Source organism: Aquabacterium sp. (assembly GCF_044226965.1).
Lineage (GTDB): Bacteria > Pseudomonadota > Gammaproteobacteria > Burkholderiales > Burkholderiaceae_C > Pseudaquabacterium.
Genome location: NZ_JBGAGA010000061.1, coordinates 1 through 20,741 on the forward strand (window position 1 = coordinate 1; position 20,741 = coordinate 20,741).

The following is a 20,741-nucleotide window of genomic DNA, read 5'->3' on the forward strand; positions in this document are numbered from 1 at the left end:
GTCGAGATGCGCCCGGCCATCTGGTCCGGCGGCAGGCCGGTGTACTGCCAGGCCACCGCGATCACCGGGATGCGGATCTCCGGGAAGATGTCGGTGGGCATGCGCAGCGCCGCGAGCGGGCCGATGAGCAGCAGCAGCAGGGCCAGCACGACGAAGGTGTAGGGCTTCTTCAGCGCGACCCGGACGACACCGATCAGCATGCAGCTTCTCCGGCGGGCAGGCCGCAGACGGCGGCCTCGAGGTTGCCGCGCAGCCGGCTGAGCAGCAGCACCAGCTGCGTGCGCTCGGCCGTCGACAGGCCGGCCAGCGCGTCGGCCTGTGCGGCATCGGCCAGCTGCCAGATCCGCTCGAGCACCGGTTGCGCCTTGGGCCGCAGCACCAGGCAACGGGCGCGGCCGTCGTTCGGATGCGGGCGGCGCGCGATGTAGCCCTCGGCCTCCAGGCGCTGCAACACCCGGCCCAGTGTCATCGGGTCGGTGTCGCTGCACTCGGCCAGCCGCGCCTGCGAGGCCCCTTCGTAGCGCTGCACGTAGCACAGCGCCCGGCACTGCGCGTGCGTGAGGCCCAGTTCGACCGCGTGGCGCTCGAAGTTGCGCGCACTCAGGCGTGAGACATCGCGGATCAGGAAGCCGAGGCCGCGCAACGCTTCTTCGGTGTGCTGGGGGTCCATCGGCCCGGGTGCGGAATTGATATCAGGTGATTCTAATTCCGGATCTCGGCACGCTGCTCGGCATGCGCCTCGGCGCGCGCCGCGTGGAAATCGATGAAGGCGCTCAGCGCCTGCGAGCGGAATTCGCGCGCCAGTGCTTGCAGGTGCTCGGCGAACGCCGCGAAGCTCGGTTCGGTCTGCTGCAGCTTCAGCGATCGGTCGCGCAGCCGCCGCATGTCGCCCTCGTGGGCCAGGCGCTGCAGCTCGCGCAGGGCGGCCAGCGGCGGCACCGGCCAGGCTTCGGGGCCGCCAGGCCCATCGGGCATCGGCGCGGCCTGCGCCGCGGGCGTGGCTGCCTCGGCAGCCGCGGCGCCGGGGGCTGCGTCGGCCGCACCTGCCGCGACTTCGGCCTGCGGCAGCTCCAGCTCGAACCAGAAGCGGCTGCCGCTGCCGGGCAGGCTCTCGACCTGGATGTCCGAGCCCATCAGACGCACCAGCTGGCGGCTGATGGCCAGGCCCAGCCCGGCACCGCCCTGGCGGCGCGGGCTGTCGGCCATCTGCTCGAAGGGCTGGAACAGCCTGGCCAGCTGGGCCGAAGTCATGCCGATGCCGGTGTCCTCCACCTCGAACACCAGGCGCACCGGCTGGGTGGGCGAGGCCGCACTGCCCGCTGCCGCGGCGGCGCGGCGCACGCGCAGCGTGACGCGCCCGCTGTCGCAGAACTTCACCGCGTTGGCCACCAGGTTCAGCAGCACCTGGCGCAGCCGCAGGTCGTCCACGCGCACCGCGGCGGGCAGGCCTTCGCCGAGCTGCACCTCGAACTGCAGGCCCTTGCGCTCGGCCTTGACGGCCACGATGTCGGCCACGCTGTGCAGGTAGTCGGCCAGGCGCACCGGGGTGGGGTGCAGCTCGAGCCGGCCGGCGTCGATGCGCGACATGTCCAGCAGGTCGTTGATCAGGTTCAGCAGGTGCTGGCCGCTGTTCTGGATGATCTTCAGGCAGCGCTCCTGGCGCTCGTCGCCGGCGGCGTCGGCCAGCAGCAGGTCGGCGAAGCCGAGGATGCCGTTCAGCGGCGTGCGCAGCTCGTGGCTCATCTGCGCCAGGAAGTCGCTGCGCAGCCGGGCCAGGCGCTCGGCCTCGGCCAGCGCGGCTTCGCGCGCGGCCTCGGCCGCCTTGTGCGCGCTGATGTTGCGGGCCACGCCCACGGTGCCCAGCAGGGTGCCGTCCTCGTCGCTGACCGGTGCCTTGAAGATCTCCATCCACTGCGTGCCGTGCTCGGTCTCGATCGCCTGCTCCACCGTCTTGCGCTGGCCGGAGGCCATCACCTCGGCATCGTCGGCCAGCGAGGCCTGGGCCGCGGCGGGGGCGTCGAGTTCGGCATCGGTGCGGCCGAGGATCTGGTCGACCTCGCGTCGATGGGCCTCGGCGTGGGCGCGGTTGGTCACCAGGTAGCGGCTGCCGGTGTCCTTGAACCAGGCCCACATCGGCAGCATGTCGATCAGCGTGCGCAGGTAGCGCGCCTGCTGGCGCAGGGCGGCGGTGCGCTGGGCGACGCGCTGCTCGAGTTCGCTGTTGAGCGCGCGCACCGCGTTCTCCGATTGCTGCAGCTGCAGGTTCAGCCCCTGCAACTGCCGGTGCGCCTGGCGCGTGCGGTGCACGTGCAGCGCGGCACCCAACAGCAGCAGGCCCACGGCGGCCAGCAGGGTCCACAGCCAGCGCTGCTGGGCCTGCTGCCGCTCGCTCTGCCGCGTCAGTTCGTCGATCGCGCGCTGCTTGCTCTCGCTCTCGTAGCGCTGCGTCAGCTGCAGCATGCGCGAAGCGGATTTGTCGCGTGCGGCCTTGGCGGTCATCTCGCTGGCTTCGGTGCTCAGCTCGTAGGCGCGCTTGTGGTCGCCGGCGGCGGCGGCAATGGCCGCCAGGCGCGTGGCGCTGCCGCTCAGGTACACCGGGTGGCCCAGGCTCTTGGCCAGCCCGTAGGCACGCAGCGCGTCTTCGCGCGCGCGGGCCATGTCGCCCAGCGCCTGGTAGTTGGCGCTGCGCCCGTTCAGCGCGAACCATTGGCCGATGCGGTTCGGGTAACGCTCGAAGATGGTCTGCGACTCGTCCAGCGCGGCCAGCGCTTCCGCTCGCCGGCCCTGCGCCGCCAACACGTCGGCCAGGCCGTACAGGCCGAAGGCGATGGCGAAGGGCGCGCCGACCTCACGGTGGATCTTCAGCGCCTCGCGCGCCAGCTGCTCGGCCCGCTCGGTCTGACCGATCTTCAGCGCATGCCCGGCCATGCCGGCCACCGCGAAGGCCTCGACCATGCGGGTGGGCACGCGGCGCGCGTACTCGCGCACCTGGGCGTTGTTGTCGTAACTGCGCTGGTCGTCGGCGGTCTGGCCGAAGGCCATGGCCATCGCCTGGTGGGCATAGACCAGCGCCAGCGGATGCTGCGAGCGCCGCGCGATCTCCAAGGTCTGCAGCGCCACGGCCACGCACTCGTCCAGCTGCTCGAAGCGCCGGTACATCACCGCCAGCCGCAGCATCGCCTCGGCCAGCAGCTCGGGCCGGTCGACGCCTTCGAGGCTGACGACGCTGCGCTGGGTGGACTTCACCAGGTCGTCGAGGCGGCCGCGGTTGATGGCGTTCAGCGAGCCCGACAGGTCGGCCTCGGCCTGGCCGATGCGGTCGCCGTTGGCCTGGGCCAGCGCGAAGGCTTCTTCGATGTGCTGGGCCGCCATCTCGGTCAGGCCCATGTAGGTTTCGGCGCGGGCCAGCACGTTGAGCGCGCGCGCACGGTCTGCCGGCGTGGCATCGGGCGGCAGGGCCGTGCGCAGGCGCTGGGCCTCCGCCAGGGCGCGCGGCACGTCGTTCTCGGCCAGCAGGCGCACGCGGTCGGCCTCGCTGCGCCAGTCCTCGAGCAGGCCGGCCTGCGCGGCGGTGGCCAGCAGCAGCACGCAGGCTGCCGCCACGCACCGCGCCAGTCCGGTGGCCAGGCGGGTGGTCACAGCTGCATCACCAGCCGGGCGCCGAGCTGGCGATCGTTGAGCCAGCTGGACTGTGGCCGCGTCTGCACGCCAAAGTAAGCGTCCCGGCGCGTGCGCAGCAGGTTGCTGCCCTCCAGGGCCAGGCGCAGGCGCGGGTTGACCTGCCAGGCGGCCGAGGCATCGAGCCAGCCGTAGCCGTCGGTGTAGCTGGGCAGCACGCCCAGGCCGACCACGCTGGTGGCGCCGCTCAGGAAGCGGCTGCGCCAGTTCCACGCCAGCCGCGCCGACCAGGGCCCCAGTTCGTACAGCCCGATCACGTTGGCACTGCGGCGCGACAGGTTCTGCAGCGGCACGCGGGCGCCGAGCAGGCGGTCGTCGGTGCGGCTGTCGAGCCAGGTGAAGTTGGCCTGCAGCCCCAGGCCGCGCCAGGCGCCGGGCAGCTGGTCGAACTGGTGCTGGCCGCCCAGCTCCAGGCCCTGGATGCGGGCGGTGCCGCTGTTGCGCGGCCGGCTGACGAGGTAGCTTTCGCCGTCGTAGGTTTCGGTGGCGCTGAAGATCGCCGGGAAGCCGTCCACCAGCTTCAGGAAGGCGGTGGCGTGCACCGCGCTGGCCGAGCCGACATAGCGCTCGAGGGCCAGGTCGAGGTTCTTCGCGCGCACCGGCTGCAGCTCGGGGTTGCCGGCGGCGCCCTGGTTCAGCGACGGCGTGACCGGGTTGCGCAGCAGGGTCAGCGAAGGCGAGAGCTGGTCGAAGTTCGGCCGCGTCAGTGTCTTCGACAGGGCCAGCCGCGCCAGCAGGTCGGGCTGCAGGGTCCAGCGCAGGTTCAGGCTCGGCAGCCAGTCGGTGTCGCGGTGATCGATGGCCAGCGGCTCGATGCCGCCGCTGGCCGGCACCGAGCGCCAGCCGGAGACGGCGGTGCGGGTCGACACGGCGCGCAGGCCGAGCTGGCCGTCGACCGGGGCGGCGTCGAAGCGGGCCATCAGGTAGGCCGCGTCGCTGCGCTCGCGGATGGTCCAGAGCGTCAGCGGGCTGGCGCTGACGGGCACCGGTGCGGTGATGCCGAAGGCCTCGCGCAGGGCCTGTGCATCGCGCGCGTCGTCGAGCCGGCCGGTCAGGTAGCGGCCGATGCTCACGCTGCCGGGCAGGAAATCGTCGTAGGGGTTGGGCTGCACCAGCGCGGGCGTGGCGCCCATGCTCGGGCCGTTCAGCGAGACGTCGGCGAAGATCAGGCCGGGCGCGTTGCCGGCGGCGCGCCGCGCGCTGCGCAACCCAGCGCTCAGGCGCTGCCACCAGCCGCCGGCCGGCCGCCATTCGGTGTCCACGCGGGCGGCATCGAGCTGGCCATCGAACACCCGCGTGCGGTAGGCCAGGCCGGTGTAGCGCAGGTTGTTCGGGTCCAGCAGGTCGGTGCCGCCGATGGTGGTGGCCGGCACCGGGCCGCCCAGGTCCTGCGTGAAGCGGGCCACGCGGCCGCCGAAGAACGGGCCGCTGAAGTACAGGCTGTTGAAGCTGTGGGTGTGGCTCCAGTCGGCGCTCCAGCGCCAGGCGTCGCCGCGCCACTGCGCGTTCAGCGCGAACTGGCGGCTGCGGTCGACCGTGTCGCGCGCGAAGCTCAGCACCGAGACCGGCGCATCGAGCCAGGTGACGTGGCGCACGTCGCTCGTGCCGTCGAACAGCTGCACGCTCCCGGGCTCGGCGCGGGGACTGGACGAGACATTGATCTGCTGCGAGTCCTGCCGGGTGCGGAACTCGGCCGCGTGGGCTTCGGCGCGCAGCTCCCAGGCCTCGGTGGGCCGCCATTGCAGGATCAGCGAGGCGGCGCTGCGCCGGCGCACGCCGACGCTGCTGGTCTCGCTGGTCGAACTGGGGGCGCTGACGCTCTGGCCCGGCAGCAGGTCGGTGCGCAGCTGCGGCGTGCCGGTGGCTTTCTGGTCTTCGCGGAAGGCGCGGTCCTGCAGCGAGACGTTGGCCAGCCAGCCGAAGCGGCCGCCGCCGTCGAGCTGCAGGCGCCGGCTCAGCAGCACCGAGGCCTGGCCCTCGCTGCGGCCGACCAGGTCGCCATGCAGCGCCCGCAGCGAGAACACGGTGGCGCCGCCCGGGCCGAAGTCGAAGGGCAGCCGCGTGCGCAGGTCCACCAGCCCGCCGATGCCGCCCTCGATCTGCTCGGCCGAGGCGCTCTTGAATACGGTCAGCGCGGCGACCATTTCGGAGGGCAGGTCGGAGAAGTCCAGCACGCGGCCGCTGCCGGCGGTGAAGATCTCGCGGCCGTTCAGGGTGGCCTGCACCTGCGTGAGGCCGCGCACCGTGAGGCCGGCGCCTTCGCCGCGGTCGCGCGCGGCCTGCACGCCGGTCACGCGTTGCAGCGCCTCGCCGAGGTTGATGTCGGGCAGCTTGCCGATCTCGTCGGCCAGCACCGCGTCGCTGACCTCGTCGCGCTGGCGCTTCAGCGCCAGCCCGGCGCGCAGGCTCTCGCGCTGGCCGATGATCACCACGCTGCCGGCGCTCGGCTCGTCGGCCCAGGCCGGCAGCGCCGGTGCCAGCGCAGACAGCACCAGCAGGCGGCGGGTGGCGGCGCCCATCACGCCACCGGGGCCAGGTCGACCTCGAATGCGAACCGGTTGCCGCCGCCTTCGCGCGGCGCGACGCGCAGCTCGCCCCCCATCAGCCGCACCAGCTGGCGCGAGATGAACAGCCCGAGTCCGGTGCCCTGGCAGCGCTGCGCGCGGTCGCCGACCTGGGCATAGGGCTGGAACAGGCGCTCGCGCTGCGCATCGCTCAGGCCGACGCCGGTGTCCTCGACCTCGCAGGCCACGCGGGTGCGGCCGGCCGGGCCCAGGTGCAGGCGGACATGGCCGCTCTCGGTGAACTTCACCGCGTTGTCCATCAGGTTCAGCAGCACCTGGCGCAGGCGCTGCTCGTCGCCGAACAGGCGCTTCGGCAGGCCGGGGGCAATCTCCACCTGCAGCGCGAGGTCCGGCTTCTGCGCGGCCTTCAGGCGCGCGATCGCCTCCACCACCGCGACCAGCGTCTCCACCTCGAAGGGCCGGGGGTTCAGCTCGAGGCGGCCGGCCTCGGCCTTGGCCATGTCGAGGATGTCGTTGATCAGCGTCTGCAGGTGTTCGCCGCTGCGGTGGATCATCGAGATCTGGCGCCTCTGGCGGTCCGACAGCGTGTCATCTTCCAGCAGGATGCTCGCGAAGCCGAGGATGCCGTTGAGCGGCGTGCGCAGCTCGTGGCTGATGCCGGCCAGGAAGCCGTTGCGGCCCGGCGGGGCGGGCGCCGCGGTGGCGGCCGGCAGCGCCGGCGTGGACGCGTCGGCGCCGGCCGGCCGGGCACGGGCGCGGCCGAGGGCATGGCGGATCGCGCGGGCCAGCCCGGGCGCGTCGATCTCGCCCTTCACCAGGTAGTCCTGCGCGCCGGCTTCGAGCGCCTGCCGCTCGAGTTCGTCGCCGCCCAGGCCGCTGAGCACCAGCAGCGCAGGCTGCTGGCCCGGCCCGTGGGCCAGCAGGCGCTGCAGCGAGCGCAGGCCGCTGCTGTCCGGCAGCCCCAGGTCGAGCAGCACCACGTCCACCCCGGCGCGACCCAGCTGCCGTTCGCCGGCGGCCAGCGTGTCGGTCCAGGCCAGGTCGCAGTCCAGCCCTTGCGTGCCCAGCTCCGCCAGCATCTCGGCCAGCAGGCGCGCATCGCCCGGGTTGTCCTCGATCAGCAGCACACGCAGAGGCTCGCTCATGGCTCGCTCCTTGGGGTTTCAGACCGGCGGCGACGGCAGGCGCACCACCGTCAGCCAGAAGTTCTCGATCGCCCGCACGATGCGGAAGAACTGCTCCAGGTCCACCGGCTTGGTGACATAGCAGTTCGCGTTCAGGTTGTAGGCGCGCAGCACGTCTTCCTCGGCCTGCGAGGTGGTCAGCACCACCACCGGGATGATGCGCAGGCTGGCGTCGGTCTTGATGACCGAGAGCACCTCGCGCCCGTCCATGCGGGGCAGGTTCAGGTCCAGCAGGATCACGTCGGGCCGCGGCGCCTGTTCGTAGGGGGCGCGGCGGTACAGGAAGTCCAGCGCGGCGATGCCGTCTTCCACCACATGCAGGCGGTTCCAGATCCGGCCGTCCTTGAGCGCCTCGCGCGTCAGGCGCACGTCGCCGGGGTTGTCCTCGACCATCAGGATCTCGATGGCCCGCAGGTTGTCGCTTCCAGTCATCTCAGCCCTTCGCGGCGACGGTAACGCCTCGTAGCGACTGTACGACGCGTCGCTGGTCCTGAGGGCATGGACGGAGGACATGACCAAACAGAGATATTTTCTCACCGCAATTCTATTTTGCGATCAGATCTGATTCAACCGATATTAGTTCGGTCGGCCATGACTGGTTCCGACACCCGGTGTGCGCCGCGACCGCCACACACCGGGCACGAGGTGCGCGGTCGATTGGCTGCCCGGGTGGCGGAAGGAGAGATCTGATGAGCAGGGTGAACCATGCGGATCGTGCGCGGCGACCGATGACGGTGCGGCTGCAGCTGGGCCTGGCCTTCGGCGTGTTGCTGGTGCTGGTGGTGGCGGTCTCGCTGCTGAGCCTGACGGCGCTGCGGCAGTCGAACGAGGCCTTTGCCTTCTTCGTGCACGAGTCGCTGCAGCAGGAGCAACTGGCGATCGACGTGCGGGTCAAGGCCTTCCAGCGCGCGCTGGCGGTGCGCAACCTGGTGCTGCTGGACCAGGCCGGCGAGCGCACCACCGAGAGCCAGACGCTCGCCGCGCTGCACCAGCAGCTGGGCGATTCACTGGCCGAACTGGGCCGCCGGGTGCGCGCCGCCCGCGACACCACCCCGCGCGAGCTGGAACTGCTGGCCGCGCTGGAGAAGGTGGAGGGCGACTACGGCCCGGTGGCCCAGCGCATTGCCGCGCTGGCGCTGCGGGGCGAGCGCGAGGCCGCCATTGCGCTGATGAACAGCCAGTGCCGCCCCCTGCTCGAGGCGCTGCGCAAGGCCGCCGGCGAGCTGATCGACTACAGCCGCGAGCAGGCCCGCCAGGACGTGGCGGCCGCCGAGGCCGCCTATGCCCGCAACCGGTGGCTGCTGATCGGGGCCTGTGCGCTGGCCTGCGCCGCCGCGGTGCTGCTGGGCTGGCTGATCACCCGCCGCCTGGTGCGCGCGCTGGGCGCCGAGCCGGCCGAGCTGGGCGAGGCGGCGCAGCGCGTCGCCGCCGGCGACCTGCGACCGGTGCCCGGCGCCGAGTCGGCCGGCAGCGGCTCGGTGCTGGCGTCGATGGCGGCGATGCAGCACAACCTGGTCGGCTTGATCGGCCAGGTCCGCCACAGCGCCGAGTGCATCGCCACCGCGTCGACCCAGATCGCCAGCGGCAATGCCGATCTCTCGTCGCGCACCGAGCAGCAGGCCAGCGCGCTGCAGCAGACGGCGGCGTCGATGCAGCAGATGACCGACACCGTGCGCGCCAGCGCCGACCATGCGCGCCAGGCCAACCAGCTGGCCGGCGAGGCGGCCGCGGTGGCCGGGCGCGGCGGTGCGGTGGTGCAGGACGTGGTGCTGACGATGAAGCAGATCAGCGAAGCCAGCGCGCGCATTGCCGACATCATCGGCGTGATCGACGGCATTGCCTTCCAGACCAACATCCTGGCGCTGAATGCGGCGGTGGAGGCCGCGCGCGCGGGCGAGCAGGGCCGCGGCTTCGCGGTCGTGGCCGGGGAGGTGCGCACGCTGGCGCAGCGCAGCGCGCAGGCCGCGCGCGAGATCAAGACGCTGATCGGCGATTCGGTCGAGCGCGTGCAGGGCGGCAGCCAGCTGGTCGACCAGGCCGGGGAAACGATGGCCGAGATCGTGCGCCAGGTGGGCCGGGTGACGCAGCTGATCGGCGAGATCGACGCGGCCACCACCGAGCAGAGCGGCGGCATCGTGCAGGTGAACCAGGCGGTCGGCTCGCTCGAGCATGGCACGCAGCAGAACGCCGCGCTGGTGGAGGAGAGCGCCGCCGCTGCCGAGAGCCTGCGCCAGCAGGCCCAGGGCCTGACGCAGGTGATCGGCCAGTTCCGCCTGCAGGCGGTATGAGCCCGGCGGGCTACACCGCCGTCAGCGTGCCGCGGAACACGTAGCCCACCCGCGGCTCCACCTGCAGCGGCACGCTGGCCGGCGTGGCCCGTTCGATGCGCTGGCGCAGCCGGTAGATGGCCGCGTGCAGCAGGTTGTCGGCTTCCTGCCTGGGGTCGCGGCCCAGGCGCTCGCACAGCAGCGCGTGCGTGACGGTCGCGCCCTGGGCGGCCACGAAGCATTCGATCACCGCGAGGTTGTTGTCGCTGAGGTCGATGCGCGTGCCCTCGGGCGCGATCAGCTGGCGCGCCTTGCGGTCCAGCCGCCAGGCGCCGGCCTGCGCGCGGCCGGCCTCGATGCGGCGCTGCACCGCCTCGATCGCCAGCGTCACCTGCTCCATGCGCACCGGCTTCATCAGGTGCATGTCGGCGCCGGTGCGCATGACCGACTCGAACACGTCGGCATCCATGCGGCCGGAGACCACCACGATGCCGGCATTGCCGCGGCGACGGATCAGCCGGATCAGGTCGACCCCGTCGACACCGGGCAGCATCAGGTCGATGACGTAGAAGTCGAAGTCGAAGGCGCTGGGCGAGGTGAGGAACTCGTCGCTGTCGTGGAACACCGTGACCTCGACCCCGCGCTGCTGCAGGTGCTGCGCCAGGTAGGCGGCATGGTCGCGGTCGTCGTCGACGATCGCCAGCCGGGTTGGTAGGCTGCCCTCGCTCACGCTTCGATGCCTTGCGGAATGCACATGCGCACGATCGTACCGTGCGGGGTGTTGGCCTCGATGGTCACGCTGCCGCGGTGCATACGGGCCACCTGGTGCACGATGTACAGCCCCAGGCCGGCGCCGGTGCCGGGGCGCGTGTCGGGGCCGCGCGTGCCACGGTCGAACACCCGCGGCAGCAGTTCCGGCGCGATGCCGTGGCCCTGGTCGGCCACCTCGAAGCACAGCGTGGGCGGATCGTCGACATCGGTCAGGCGCAGCCGCACCGGCGTGCCGGGCGGCGAGTAGCGCAACGCGTTCACCACCAGGTTGCACAGCGCCAGGCGCATCAACATCGGCTGCAGCTGCGCGGTGCGCAGGCCGGTGGTCATGTCCACCGCAATGCGCGGTCGGTCCTCGGGGCCGATGTCGCCCAGCACCAGCCCGACCAGCATGTCCAGGTCGGCATCGGTGGCACTGCCGGGCTCGCCGCTGCTGAGCAGCAGCGCGGCGGCCAGCGCGTTGTTCAGCGTGCCGATCACCTGGGTCAGCACCTGCTGCGCATGGGCCATCGGCAGGCCGGCCGCCGCGGGCAGCGCGCCGCTGGAGCTGCCGATCGCGTCCAGCGCCGTCTGCAGCGCCGCGGCGGCGTTGTGCAGCGGCTGGCGCACCTCGTGCGCGAGCAGGCGCAGCAGCTGCTCGCGCTCGTCGAGCAGGCGGCGCAGCTTGTCGGACTCGCCTTCGGCGCGCTCCCGGATCGCGCGCTCGTGGGCCAGCTCGCGCCGGCGCTCGAGCTCGTTCTTCAGCACCTGCTCGGCCTGGTGGCGGCCGATCGCGTAGCGGATGGTGCGCGCCAGCGCGCCGGGCTCGAAGCGGCCCTTCACCAGGTAGTCCTGGGCCCCGGCCTGCAGCGCCTGGATCGCCACGTCCTCGTCGTTCAGCCCGCTCAGCACCACCAGCGGCGGCAGCCGCGGCACGCCGGTGCACAGGCGCTGCACGGTCTCCAGGCCCCGGCTTTCGGGCAGGCCGAGGTCGAGCAGAACCACGTCGATGCCACCGGCGCGCAGGCGCTCGATGCCTTCGGCCAGGCTGGCGGCGTGGCACAGCTGCGCCTGCAGGCCGTAGGCGGCCGCCTCCTGCAGCTGCAGCGCCAGCAGCCGTGCGTCGGGCGCGTTGTCTTCGATCAGCAGCAGCGTGGTCCGGGCTTCGCCGCTCATCGTCCCGCCTCGGCTGCGGACTCGGCCTCGGGCGCCGGCACGCGCGGCAGCGTGAACTTGAAGGTCGAGCCGCCGGCCGGCGCCGGTTCCACCCACAGCCGGCCGCCATGGCGCTCGACGATGCGCTTGCACAGTGCCAGGCCGATGCCGGTGCCGGGGTAGGCGCTGCGCGGATGCAGGCGCTGGAACATCACGAAGATGCGCTCAGCATAGTCGGGCGCAATGCCGATGCCGTTGTCCTGCACCTCGAAGCGCCAGTTCTCGCCATCGGCCTCGCAGCCGATGCGCACGCGCGGCGGCTGCGTGCCGCGGAACTTGATGGCGTTGGACAGCAGGTTCTGCACCAGTTGCACCAGCTGGCCTGCGTCGCCCATCACGCAGGGCAGCGCGCCGCATTCGATCTGCGCATGGCTCTCCTCGATGGCCAGCTGCAGGTTCGACAGGGCGGTCTTGACCACCTTCGCGGACTCCACCGGCACGGGCGGATGGCCCTTGGTGCCCACGCGCGAGTAGGCCAGCATGTCGTTGATCAGCGCCTGCATGCGCTTGGCGCCGTCCACCGCGTAGCCGATGAATTCGCGCCCGTCGTCGTCCAGCCGATCGGCATAGCGCCGTTCCACCAGCTGCAGGTAGCTGGCGATCATGCGCAGCGGCTCCTGCATGTCGTGCGAGGCCGCGTAGGCCAGCTGCTCGAGCTCGGCGTTCGAGCGCTGCAGCGCCGCCTGGGCGCGCTCGCGGGCCTGGATCTCCTGCTGCAGCAGCCGGTTCTGGGCCGCCAGCTGGCGCTGCAGCGCGGCCAGCGCGAGGTGGGTGCGCACCCGCGCCAGCAGCTCCGCGCTGTCCACCGGCTTGGTCACGTAGTCCACCGCGCCGGCCTCGAAGCCGCTGAGCTTGTTGCCCGTGTCCGCGCGGGCGCTCATGAACAGCACCGGCACGTCGCGCAGCGCTGGCTGGGTCTTCAGCCGGCGGCAGGTCTCGAAGCCGTCGATGCCGGGCATCATCACGTCCAGCAGCACCAGCGCCGGCCGCACCAGCAGCGCGCGCGCAAGGGCCTCGTCGCCGCCCTGGGCGACCACGACGCGGAAGCCGTGCTGCTCCAGGTGGCCGGCCACCAGTTCCAGGTTCGCCGGCACGTCATCGACGACCAGGATGGTCTCGTCGGCGGGCACGGCGGGTTCGGTCGGCACGATAGGCTTTCGGCAGCCGGCGCTGTGCGCCGGGCCATCAAGTGTGCCGCAGCCGGCGCCCGGTGTGGGTGACCTCTCTTCGCGCCGGGCGGGCCATGACCTTCGGCACCCCGGTGCATCTTCACGCCGCGAACGTGTCGCAGATCACAAGCCTGGCGGCGAAATCTGCCGAAGATGCAGTGGTGCGGCGCGTGCGCTCCAGCTTGCGGTGCCGCGTCGTTCGGGAGCTAGCCATGAGCCCTGTGTCGCTGATCCACCTGTCGCCCGAGCTGCTGCAGCGCCTGCCGCAGCAGCACACCCTGCCCGAGGCCGCGCCGGCCGGGCACGAGTACCGCTTTGCCACCGCGCTGGCGCTGGTGGCGATCTGCGCAGCGCTGGCCTTCGCGCTGCCCGTCTGATTCCTGTCGCTGCCGGCGCCTGCCGGCATGCCCGGGCGTTACGATCGGACCACTTCCGGTTCGAGCGCCCTGGCCCATGCACATCCTGCTAGTCGAAGACGATGCCCAACTGGCCGAATCGCTGGCCACGGCGATGCGGGCCCAAGGTTGGCGTGCCGATGTCAGCGCGCGCGGCGAGCCGGTGCCCGCCTCGCTGCGCCAGGATGCCTACGACGTGCTGGTGCTGGACATCGGCCTGCCCGGCATCGACGGCCTGGAAACCCTGCGCCGCGTGCGCGAGCAGGGCTCGTTCCTGCCGGTGCTGATGCTGACCGCGCGCGATGGCGTGGACGACCGCGTGCTGGGCCTCGAGCATGGCGCCGACGACTACCTGGCCAAGCCCTTCGCGCTGAGCGAGCTGCTGGCGCGGCTGCGGGCGCTGGTGCGCCGCCACGAGCTGCGCCGCAGCGAGACGCTGGTGCTGGCCGCGCTGCGCTACGACGCGGCCGCGCGCCGTGCCCACATCGGCGAGCAGCCGATCCACCTCTCGGCGCGTGAATGCATCGTGCTGCAGTACCTGATGCTCAAGACCGGCCAGGTCGTCTTGCGCGACCAGCTCGCGGCGCTGGTGCCGGGCTGGGACGCCGCCACCTCCGACAACGCGATCGAGCTGCTGATCTCGCGCCTGCGCGCCAAGATCGAACCCGGCGGCGTGCGGCTGCGCACCGTGCGCGGCCTGGGCTACCGGCTCGAACCGGCGCCAGCCGCCGCGGCATGAGCGCGCCGGGCCGCTCCCAAGCGCGCATCCCGGAGCACGGAGTGCGCAGGGCAGTCCAGTGAGCCAGGCCGGCCCGCGCGCGTCGCAGCCCAGCCTGCGCCGCGTGCTGCTGGTGTGGCTGCTGCTGCCGCTGATTGCGCTGATCCCGCTGACGGCCGCGCTGGTCTACGGCCTGGCCTTGCGCCCGGCGCTGGACGCGCTGGACCGTGCGCTGACCGACACCGCGGTGGCGCTGGCGCAGATCATCGACAGCCGTGGCGACCACATCAGCCTGCCCATCAGCGAGCAGACCGCGCGTGCGCTGCGGGCCGACCTGGTCGACGAGACGGTGTTCGCGGTGGGCGACCCGCAGGGCCGCCTGCTGGGCGGCCACGACACGCTGCTGGCCCTGGCGCCGCGCGTGGAGGTCGGCGAGTGGCATTTCTTCGAGGGCTGGCTCGAGGGCAAGCCGGTGCGCGTGGCGGCCTATGGCGCCGGCTGCGGCGAGGGCGGCGCGCAGGTCTGCACGATCATGGTGGCCGAAACGCTGGGCAAGCGCGGCGCGGCCGAGCGTGCGGCGCTGCTGGCGGCGCTGATCGGCGCGCTCTCGCTCGCGCTGCCGCTGGTGCTGCTGGCCATGCTGGCGGTGAACCGCACGCTGCGGCCCTTGAACAGCGCGGCGGCCGAGGTCGAAAGCCTGACGCCCAAGCGGCTGGAGCCGATCGACGCGCGCGGCGTGCCGCGCGAGGTGCTGGGCTTCGTGCACGCGCTGAACCGGCTGCTGGCGCGCCTGCGCGACGCGGCCGACGCGCAGCGCCATTTCGTGGCCGATGCCGCGCACCAGCTGCGCACGCCCCTGGCGGTGCTGCGGGTCGAGGCTGCGCAGCTGCTGGCGATGCCGCACCCGGAAGCGCTGCAGCCCGCGCTCGAGCGCCTGCATGCCGCGGCCGAACGTGGCGCGCGCCTGGCGCAGCAGCTGCTGGCGCTGGCGCGGGCCGAAGGTGCCGCACTGGACCCCACCCAGCGCCCGCAGCCGCTGGACCTGGCGCGGCTGGCCGCAGAGACCGCGGACCGCTGGCTGCCGCCGTCGCTGGAGGCCGGCCAGGACCTGGGCTTCGACCTGCAGCCGGCCTGGATCGAAGGCCATTCGCTGCTGCTGGGCGAGCTGCTGGGCAATCTGGTGCACAACGCGATCGAGCATGCCGGCCGCGGGGCGCGCATCACGATCCGCACGCGGCCGGTCGGCGATGCCGCCGAATTGAGCGTCGAGGACGACGGCCCCGGCCTGACGCCGGCCGAGCGCGAGGCGGTCTGGACGCGCTTCCGGCGCGGCCAGTCGGCCGAGGGCACCGGCAGCGGCCTTGGCCTGGCCATCGTGCGCGACATCGCCCGCCTGCACGGCGGCGAGGCAACGCTCGAGGCCGGCGAGGGCGGGCGCGGGCTGCTGGCCCGGGTGCGCTTTCCGGCGCTGGCTTCGGCGCCTACTTCCCGCCCGTGAGCTGTTCGGCCACCAGCGGCTCGGCGGCCGGCTTGTTGCCGCCCGAACGGCGCGCCTTCAGCACGAAGGCGATGATCTGCCAGGCGACGAACAGCACGATCAGCCCGATCAGCGTGCCGCTGATCGGCCGCGTGACGAAGGCATCGAAGTGGCCGCGGCTCAGCAGCATCGCGCGGCGGAAGTTCTCTTCCAGCATCGGGCCGAGGATGAAGCCCAGCATCAGCGGCGCGGCGTCCAGCCCCAGGCGCATGAACATGTAGCCGCCGAGGCCGAAGGCCGCGGTGATGAACACGTCGTCGAGGTTGTTGTTGACGCTGTAGGTGCCGATGCAGCAGAAGAACAGGATCGCCGGGAACAGCACGTTGTACGGGATCTTGAACACCGACAGCCAGTAGCGCACCAGCGGCACGTTGAGCACCAGCAGGAACACGTTGCCGACCCACATGCTGGCCACCAGGCCCCAGAACAGGTCGGGGTGGCCGGCGATCATGTTCGGACCCGGCTGGATGCCCTTGATGATGAAGGCGGCCATCATCAGCGCCATCACCGCGTTCTCGGGAATGCCGATGCTCATCAGCGGGATGAAGCTGGTGCGCGCGGCGGCCTCGTCGGCGGCGGCCTGGCCGGCCACGCCTTCGATCGCGCCGGTGCCGATCTCGTCCTTGTACTTGCTGAACTTCTTGTCCACGGCGTAGGCCGCGAACTGCGCGATGACCGGGCCGCCGCCGGGCAGGATGCCCAGGAAGGAGCCGATCGCGCTGCCGCGCAAGGCGCTCGGGATGATGCGCTTGAACTCGGGCCAGGTCGGCATCAGCTTGATCTTGCCGTTGAACGGCGAGCGCTCTTCCTTCTCGTCCAGGTTCTTGGTGATCTCGGCAATGCCGAAGCAGCCCAGTGCCACGCTGACCAGGCCCACGCCATCGGCCAGGAACGGCAGGTCGAAGGTGTAGCGCGGCATGCCGCTGTTCACGTCGGTGCCGATCTGGCCCAGCAGCACGCCCACCAGGCACATCGCCAGGCCATTGAGCAGGCTGCCGGTGGTGACGAAGCTCACGCACACGAAGCCCACCAGCATCAGCGCGCAGTAGTCGGCCGGGCCGAACAGGAAGGCCACTTCGCCGAGCTGCGGGGCCAGCCAGGCCAGCACGATGATGGCCACCGTGCCGCCGATGAAGCTGGAGACGCCGGCGGTGAACAGCGCGAGGCCGGTCTTGCCCTTCAGCGTCATCGCGTAGCCGTCGATGCAGGCGACGATCGAGCTGGCATGCGGGATCTTCATCGTGATCGCGCTGACGCTGTCGCCGTACTGGGCACCGTAGTAGATGCCGGCCAGCATGATCAGCGCGCCGCCGGTGGGGATGGAGTAGGTCAGCGGCAGCAGCAGGCTGATGGTGGCCAGCGGCCCCAGGCCGGGCAGCAGGCCCACCAGCGTGCCCACGGTGCAGCCGATGGCGCAGAACAACAGGTTCTGCAGCGTCAGGGCGTGTTCGAAGCCGAACGCGAGGTTGTGCAGGACGTCCATCGGTGGGTCAGTACAAGGGGAGGTTGAGGCCGAGCAGCTTCTGGAACGCAAAGGCCACCGCCACCAGGCCGGCGGCGATCTTCAGGCTCAGCTTCCAGGAGTGCGTGCTGCCCGCGTAGGCGGCGATGAACACCATCAGCACGATGCCGGCGATCATGTTCACGAAGTGCGAGACCAGCGCGAAGCCGGCCAGCGCCGACAGCAGCAGCGCGATGTTCTTGAACTGGAAGTGCATCGGCTCGGGCTTGACGAAGAACGAGCGGATGATCATCGACACCGCCACCACGAGCAGCAGGCTGCTGACCATCAGCGGGAACAGCCCGGGGCCGGCGCGGCTGAACTGGCCGATGGGATAGCCCAGCGCGCCGATGCCGAAGGCCAGTGCGATGGCCGCCAGGAACAGGCCGCGAGCGAGGTTTTGGTCCTTCATGGGGAGGTTTCCGGTGCTGAGGTGGGCGAAGATCGACGACCCTTCCGACGCGGAAAGGCCACGGTGGTCCACTCTAGGAATCCGGCCGATTTGCGCTACGTCGGTTTCCACGTAGGACAGCTTTCGGACGGATTCACGACAGCCAGGATGGATAACTTCTGATATGAGCGTATCGCCTGACCGAACGGATGTGCAGGCGCTGCCGCGCTGCTTCGTCGCGCTGATGGCGCCGCCCGCGGCGCAACTGCAGGCCGATGCCGGCCGGGCCGCCTGGCTGTGGCCGGCCGGCGTGCGGCCGCTGCTGGGCGCCGACCTGCACCTGACCCTGCACTTCATCGGCGATGTGGCGGCCGCGCGCCTGCCCGCGCTGCAGGCCGCGCTGGGCCGCGTGCGGCAGCCCCCCGTGCCGGTGACCCTGGATACGCCGATGCTCTGGCGCAGCGGCATCGCGGTGCTGGCGGGCGATGCCACGCCGGCGCTGCGCGCCTTGCACCAGGCGCTGGCCGCCGCACTGGCCGATGCCGGCTTCGCGCTCGAGACGCGGCCCTGGCGGCCGCACCTGACGCTGGCGCGGCGCGCCGGCGGTGCCGGCCTGCCGGCCGGGCCGCAGCCGCTGGCCTGGTGCGCCGAGGCCTTCACGCTGGCCTGCCGCGCCGAAGGCACGGCCCGGCGCTACCGCGAGCTGGCGCGCTGGCCGCTGGGCTGAGCGGAGCACGGGCCGCGATACACCGGCTGTGTTGTATCGTCCACGGATGCACAACGCATTGCATGAACTCGAGCAATTCCTCGATGCACTGGCGCGCGAGGCCCGCCCGGGCGACCGGTTGCCGACGATCCGGGCGCTGATGCGGCGCTTCGGCGTGTCGCAGGCGCCGGTGCAGCGCGCGTTCCAGGTGCTGAAGGACCGCGGCCAGATCGAATCGCAGGTGGGTCGTGGCACCTACTTCACCGGTGGCGCGTCCTCGCCGGTGGCCAACGGCACGTCCACCGCCGCCCTGCCGGCGTCCACGGCCGCGGCCGAGCCGGACGAGCCGGCCGCGCGCGGCGGACGCGCGACGGATGCGCGCGCCGTGCTGCTGCTGCGGCGCTCGATCAGCATCGCGCGCGGCCGGGTGCTGGTCGAAGGCCTGCACCGCCGCTTTGCCGCCGAGGGTCACCGCGTGCTGGAGGTGTCGTACACCGATGCAGGCCACGCGCTGACGGTGCTGAAGGCCCTGCCGCGCTTCGACGCCTGCGTCGTGCAGTCAACGTTCCGCACCATCCCGGTGGAACTGCTGGCCGCGCTGCGCGAGAAGTGCGCGGTGCTGGCAGTCGACGGTACCGCGCTGGTGGGCACCGATGTCGAGGCCGTCGGCACCGAATGGGGCGAGCCGCTGGCCGCCGCAGTCGAGCTGCTGTGGCAGCAGGGGCATCGGCACATCGCGTTCGCCTGCACCGCGCATCCGTTCCTGGCCACGCAGCTGGGTTGGCGCCGCTTCGAGTCCCTGCAGCGCGCCCAGCCGGACTTGGTGCTGGAGGCGCTGGCGCTGCCGCTGTTGCCCGACGATGCCTATGCCGAGGCGCTGGCCGCGCGGCTGGCGGCACGGCGCGACGCGGCCGAGGCCCCGCTGTTCAGCGCGCTGGTGGCCTGGGGCATCGAGGATGGCGAGCGCTTTCGCGCGCTGCTGGCCGATGTCGGCCTGGCGGCACCCGACCGCCTGAGCGTGGTGCTGCTGGGCCGCACCGACCTGGCCAACGAGCATGCCGGCTTCTTCACGATGGCCGGCTGCAGCGTCGAGCACCAGGTGGCCGCGCTGCACGAGGCCATCCAGGCGCGCTGGGCGCAGCCGCAGGCGCCGTACGGCGTGCGCCTGATCCCGCTGACGCAGCGGGCCGGCGCCTCGGTGGCCGCGCTCACGCCGGCGGTGGCGCCGGTCGAGCGCCGGGCACGCGGGCCACGGTCGCGTCGGTCAGCGTGACCGATTCGCCCAGGTAGGCCGCCGGTTCCAGCGCCTGCAGCAGCTCTTCGACCAGGCCGGGCTCGGCGAAGGCGGGATGTCGCAGCAGTGCCTGGCGGAACGGCAGCCGCGCCGACTGGGCCTGCTGGGCCACTTCGTACAGCAGGCGGTGCGCCCGGTGGCGGCCCATGCGCGGGGTGAGCCGCATCATCAATGCCTCGGTGTTGATCAGCCCGCCGCCGAGCGCCAGGTTGCGCGCCATCGCCGCCGCATCCACCTGCAGGCCGCGCGCCAGCCGGCACAGGCATCCCGCCAGCGAGGCGCCGAGCAGCGCGATCTCGGGCAGCAGCACGTCCGTCACGTTGGTGGCCGCGGCGTCGCCCTCATCGCTGCGCACCATCGCCTCCAGTGCGCCGGGCACGCGCAGGCGCAGCAGGCGCGCCAGGCTGGCCAGCAGCTGTGCGCTGGAGGGGTTGCGCTTCTGCGCCATCGTCGAGCTGCCGACCTTGCCGTGATGGAAGGCCTCGCTCACTTCGCCGATCTCGCTGCGCTGCAGGAACACCAGGTCCTGCGCGATCTTCTGCGCCGTACCGGCCAGCAGGCCCAGCGCCTGGACATAGTCGCAGGCGCGGTCGTAGGAGCCGCGCAGTGGCAGGCCGGCCGGCTGCAGCCCCAGCAGTTCGGCGACGCCGGCCTCGACCGCCGGCCCGCGCGGGCCCATCGCCGCGAAGGTGCCGATCGCACCGCCCATGCTGGCCGGGAAGGCCGCAGCCAGCCGTTGCTGCAGGCGCTGGCGGTCGCGGTCGAGTTCGTCGATCCAGCCGGCCAGCTTGTAGCCGAAGCTCATCGGCAGCGCATGCTGGCCATGCGTGCGGCCGGCCATCGGCGTGCTGCGGTGCCGGGTGGCCAGCGCGCCGATCGCCGTGATCGCGCCGTCCAGCTCGCGCAGCAGCAGGCGGTGGGTGGCGTGCATCTGCAGCGCGGCGGCGGTGTCGAAGATGTTCTGCGTCGTCGCGCCCCAGTGCAGGTAGCCGGCGGCCGGCTCGCCGCACAGCTGCTCGAAGCGGTGCAGCACCGGCACCAGCGGATGCTGTGCAAAGGCGATCGCCTCGGCCAGCTGCCGGGTGTCGAAGCGGCTGGCCTGGGCCTGGCCGGTGATGGTGGCCGCCGCCTCGGCCGGGATCAGCCCCTGTGCGGCCTGGGCCTGGGCCAGCGCGGCCTCCACGTCCAGCCATGACTGCAGCGTGGCCTCGTCGCTCCACAGCCGCTTGGCCTCGGCGCTGAACCAGTGGCCGGTGATGAAGGAATCGAACATGCCGATGGGCATCGCGCAGGCCTTTGAATGTACTCAATGTATTTATTGTACTTCCGCCGAGCCATGTTGTCGCGGCATAAATGTATTGACTTGGCGTATAACAATACAATACAGTGCATTCACCGGCCGGCCTGCGGC

Annotated in this window: 18 protein-coding genes; 6 read left to right on the plus strand and 12 right to left on the minus strand. The window is 72.0% G+C overall.

What is annotated here, in order from left to right:
• From ACILR4_RS21835 to ACILR4_RS21860, 6 genes are all read right to left on the minus strand, one after another.
• On the minus strand, window positions 1-200 hold a 200-nt coding region (locus ACILR4_RS21835), incomplete at its 3' end, for an efflux RND transporter permease subunit (RefSeq protein ID WP_395702991.1).
• Window positions 194-670 (minus strand): MarR family winged helix-turn-helix transcriptional regulator, encoded by a 477-nt coding sequence (locus ACILR4_RS21840; protein ID WP_395702992.1) that lies wholly within the window; start codon window positions 668-670, stop codon window positions 194-196. The genes ACILR4_RS21835 and ACILR4_RS21840, both read right to left, overlap by 7 nt.
• 32 nt (window positions 671-702) lie before the next feature.
• A complete protein-coding gene (locus tag ACILR4_RS21845; RefSeq protein ID WP_395702993.1) occupies window positions 703-3,639 on the minus strand; it encodes an ATP-binding protein in 2,937 nt (978 codons plus the stop codon).
• Window positions 3,636-6,197, minus strand: coding sequence for a TonB-dependent receptor (locus ACILR4_RS21850; protein WP_395702994.1), 2,562 nt, complete (start codon window positions 6,195-6,197; stop codon window positions 3,636-3,638). Before ACILR4_RS21850 ends, ACILR4_RS21845 begins: the two co-directional genes overlap by 4 nt.
• On the minus strand, window positions 6,197-7,348 hold the full coding sequence (locus tag ACILR4_RS21855) for an ATP-binding protein (RefSeq protein ID WP_395702995.1): 1,152 nt from the start codon (window positions 7,346-7,348) through the stop codon (window positions 6,197-6,199). The genes ACILR4_RS21850 and ACILR4_RS21855 overlap by 1 nt, the downstream gene beginning before the upstream one ends.
• 18 nt (window positions 7,349-7,366) lie before the next feature.
• On the minus strand, window positions 7,367-7,819 hold the full coding sequence (locus ACILR4_RS21860; RefSeq protein ID WP_395702996.1) for a response regulator: 453 nt from the start codon (window positions 7,817-7,819) through the stop codon (window positions 7,367-7,369).
• 257 nt (window positions 7,820-8,076) lie between these two features.
• Here ACILR4_RS21860 and ACILR4_RS21865 point away from each other — a divergent pair, with 257 nt between their 5' ends.
• Window positions 8,077-9,675 (plus strand): methyl-accepting chemotaxis protein, encoded by a 1,599-nt coding sequence (locus ACILR4_RS21865; RefSeq protein ID WP_395702997.1) that lies wholly within the window; start codon window positions 8,077-8,079, stop codon window positions 9,673-9,675.
• A gap of 10 nt (window positions 9,676-9,685) precedes the next feature.
• Here the strand turns inward: ACILR4_RS21865 and ACILR4_RS21870 are convergent, their stop codons facing one another.
• Genes ACILR4_RS21870 through ACILR4_RS21880 form a run of 3 tightly spaced genes read right to left on the minus strand, consistent with a single transcriptional unit; the run spans window position 9,686 to window position 12,767 of the window.
• Window positions 9,686-10,384, minus strand: a complete 699-nt coding sequence (locus ACILR4_RS21870; RefSeq protein ID WP_395702998.1) for a response regulator transcription factor — start codon at window positions 10,382-10,384, stop codon at window positions 9,686-9,688.
• The gene (locus tag ACILR4_RS21875; RefSeq protein ID WP_395702999.1) at window positions 10,381-11,580 is read right to left on the minus strand and encodes an ATP-binding protein; all 1,200 of its coding nucleotides are present in this window, start codon (window positions 11,578-11,580) and stop codon (window positions 10,381-10,383) included. The genes ACILR4_RS21870 and ACILR4_RS21875 overlap by 4 nt, the downstream gene beginning before the upstream one ends.
• Window positions 11,577-12,767, minus strand: coding sequence for an ATP-binding protein (locus ACILR4_RS21880; RefSeq protein ID WP_395703000.1), 1,191 nt, complete (start codon window positions 12,765-12,767; stop codon window positions 11,577-11,579). Before ACILR4_RS21880 ends, ACILR4_RS21875 begins: the two co-directional genes overlap by 4 nt.
• A 233-nt stretch (window positions 12,768-13,000) precedes the next feature.
• Here ACILR4_RS21880 and ACILR4_RS21885 point away from each other — a divergent pair, with 233 nt between their 5' ends.
• The 3 genes from ACILR4_RS21885 to ACILR4_RS21895 all read left to right on the plus strand — a co-directional run bounded on the left by ACILR4_RS21885 (window position 13,001) and on the right by ACILR4_RS21895 (window position 15,399).
• Window positions 13,001-13,165, plus strand: a complete 165-nt coding sequence (locus ACILR4_RS21885; RefSeq protein WP_395703001.1) for a hypothetical protein — start codon at window positions 13,001-13,003, stop codon at window positions 13,163-13,165.
• A gap of 76 nt (window positions 13,166-13,241) precedes the next feature.
• Window positions 13,242-13,922 (plus strand): response regulator, encoded by a 681-nt coding sequence (locus ACILR4_RS21890; RefSeq protein ID WP_395703002.1) that lies wholly within the window; start codon window positions 13,242-13,244, stop codon window positions 13,920-13,922.
• 58 nt (window positions 13,923-13,980) lie between these two features.
• Window positions 13,981-15,399 carry a sensor histidine kinase gene (locus tag ACILR4_RS21895; protein WP_395703003.1) on the plus strand — a complete coding sequence of 473 codons (1,419 nt, stop codon included), beginning with the start codon at window positions 13,981-13,983 and terminating at the stop codon, window positions 15,397-15,399.
• On the opposite strand, the gene ACILR4_RS21900 is transcribed toward ACILR4_RS21895, so the two are convergent.
• Window positions 15,383-16,921 carry a tripartite tricarboxylate transporter permease gene (locus tag ACILR4_RS21900; protein ID WP_395703004.1) on the minus strand — a complete coding sequence of 513 codons (1,539 nt, stop codon included), beginning with the start codon at window positions 16,919-16,921 and terminating at the stop codon, window positions 15,383-15,385. The genes ACILR4_RS21895 and ACILR4_RS21900 overlap by 17 nt on opposite strands.
• Window positions 16,922-16,928: 7 nt before the next feature.
• Window positions 16,929-17,351, minus strand: coding sequence for a tripartite tricarboxylate transporter TctB family protein (locus tag ACILR4_RS21905; RefSeq protein WP_395703005.1), 423 nt, complete (start codon window positions 17,349-17,351; stop codon window positions 16,929-16,931).
• 163 nt (window positions 17,352-17,514) lie between these two features.
• Here ACILR4_RS21905 and thpR point away from each other — a divergent pair, with 163 nt between their 5' ends.
• Window positions 17,515-18,057 (plus strand): RNA 2',3'-cyclic phosphodiesterase, encoded by a 543-nt coding sequence (gene thpR, locus ACILR4_RS21910; RefSeq protein ID WP_395703006.1) that lies wholly within the window; start codon window positions 17,515-17,517, stop codon window positions 18,055-18,057.
• A gap of 46 nt (window positions 18,058-18,103) precedes the next feature.
• Complete coding sequence (locus ACILR4_RS21915; RefSeq protein WP_395703007.1) at window positions 18,104-19,309, plus strand: winged helix-turn-helix domain-containing protein; 1,206 nt, start codon at window positions 18,104-18,106, stop codon at window positions 19,307-19,309.
• Here ACILR4_RS21915 and ACILR4_RS21920 read toward each other — a convergent pair.
• Complete coding sequence (locus ACILR4_RS21920; RefSeq protein WP_395703008.1) at window positions 19,245-20,615, minus strand: adenylosuccinate lyase family protein; 1,371 nt, start codon at window positions 20,613-20,615, stop codon at window positions 19,245-19,247. The genes ACILR4_RS21915 and ACILR4_RS21920 overlap by 65 nt on opposite strands.
• Window positions 20,616-20,741 lie beyond the last annotated feature (126 nt).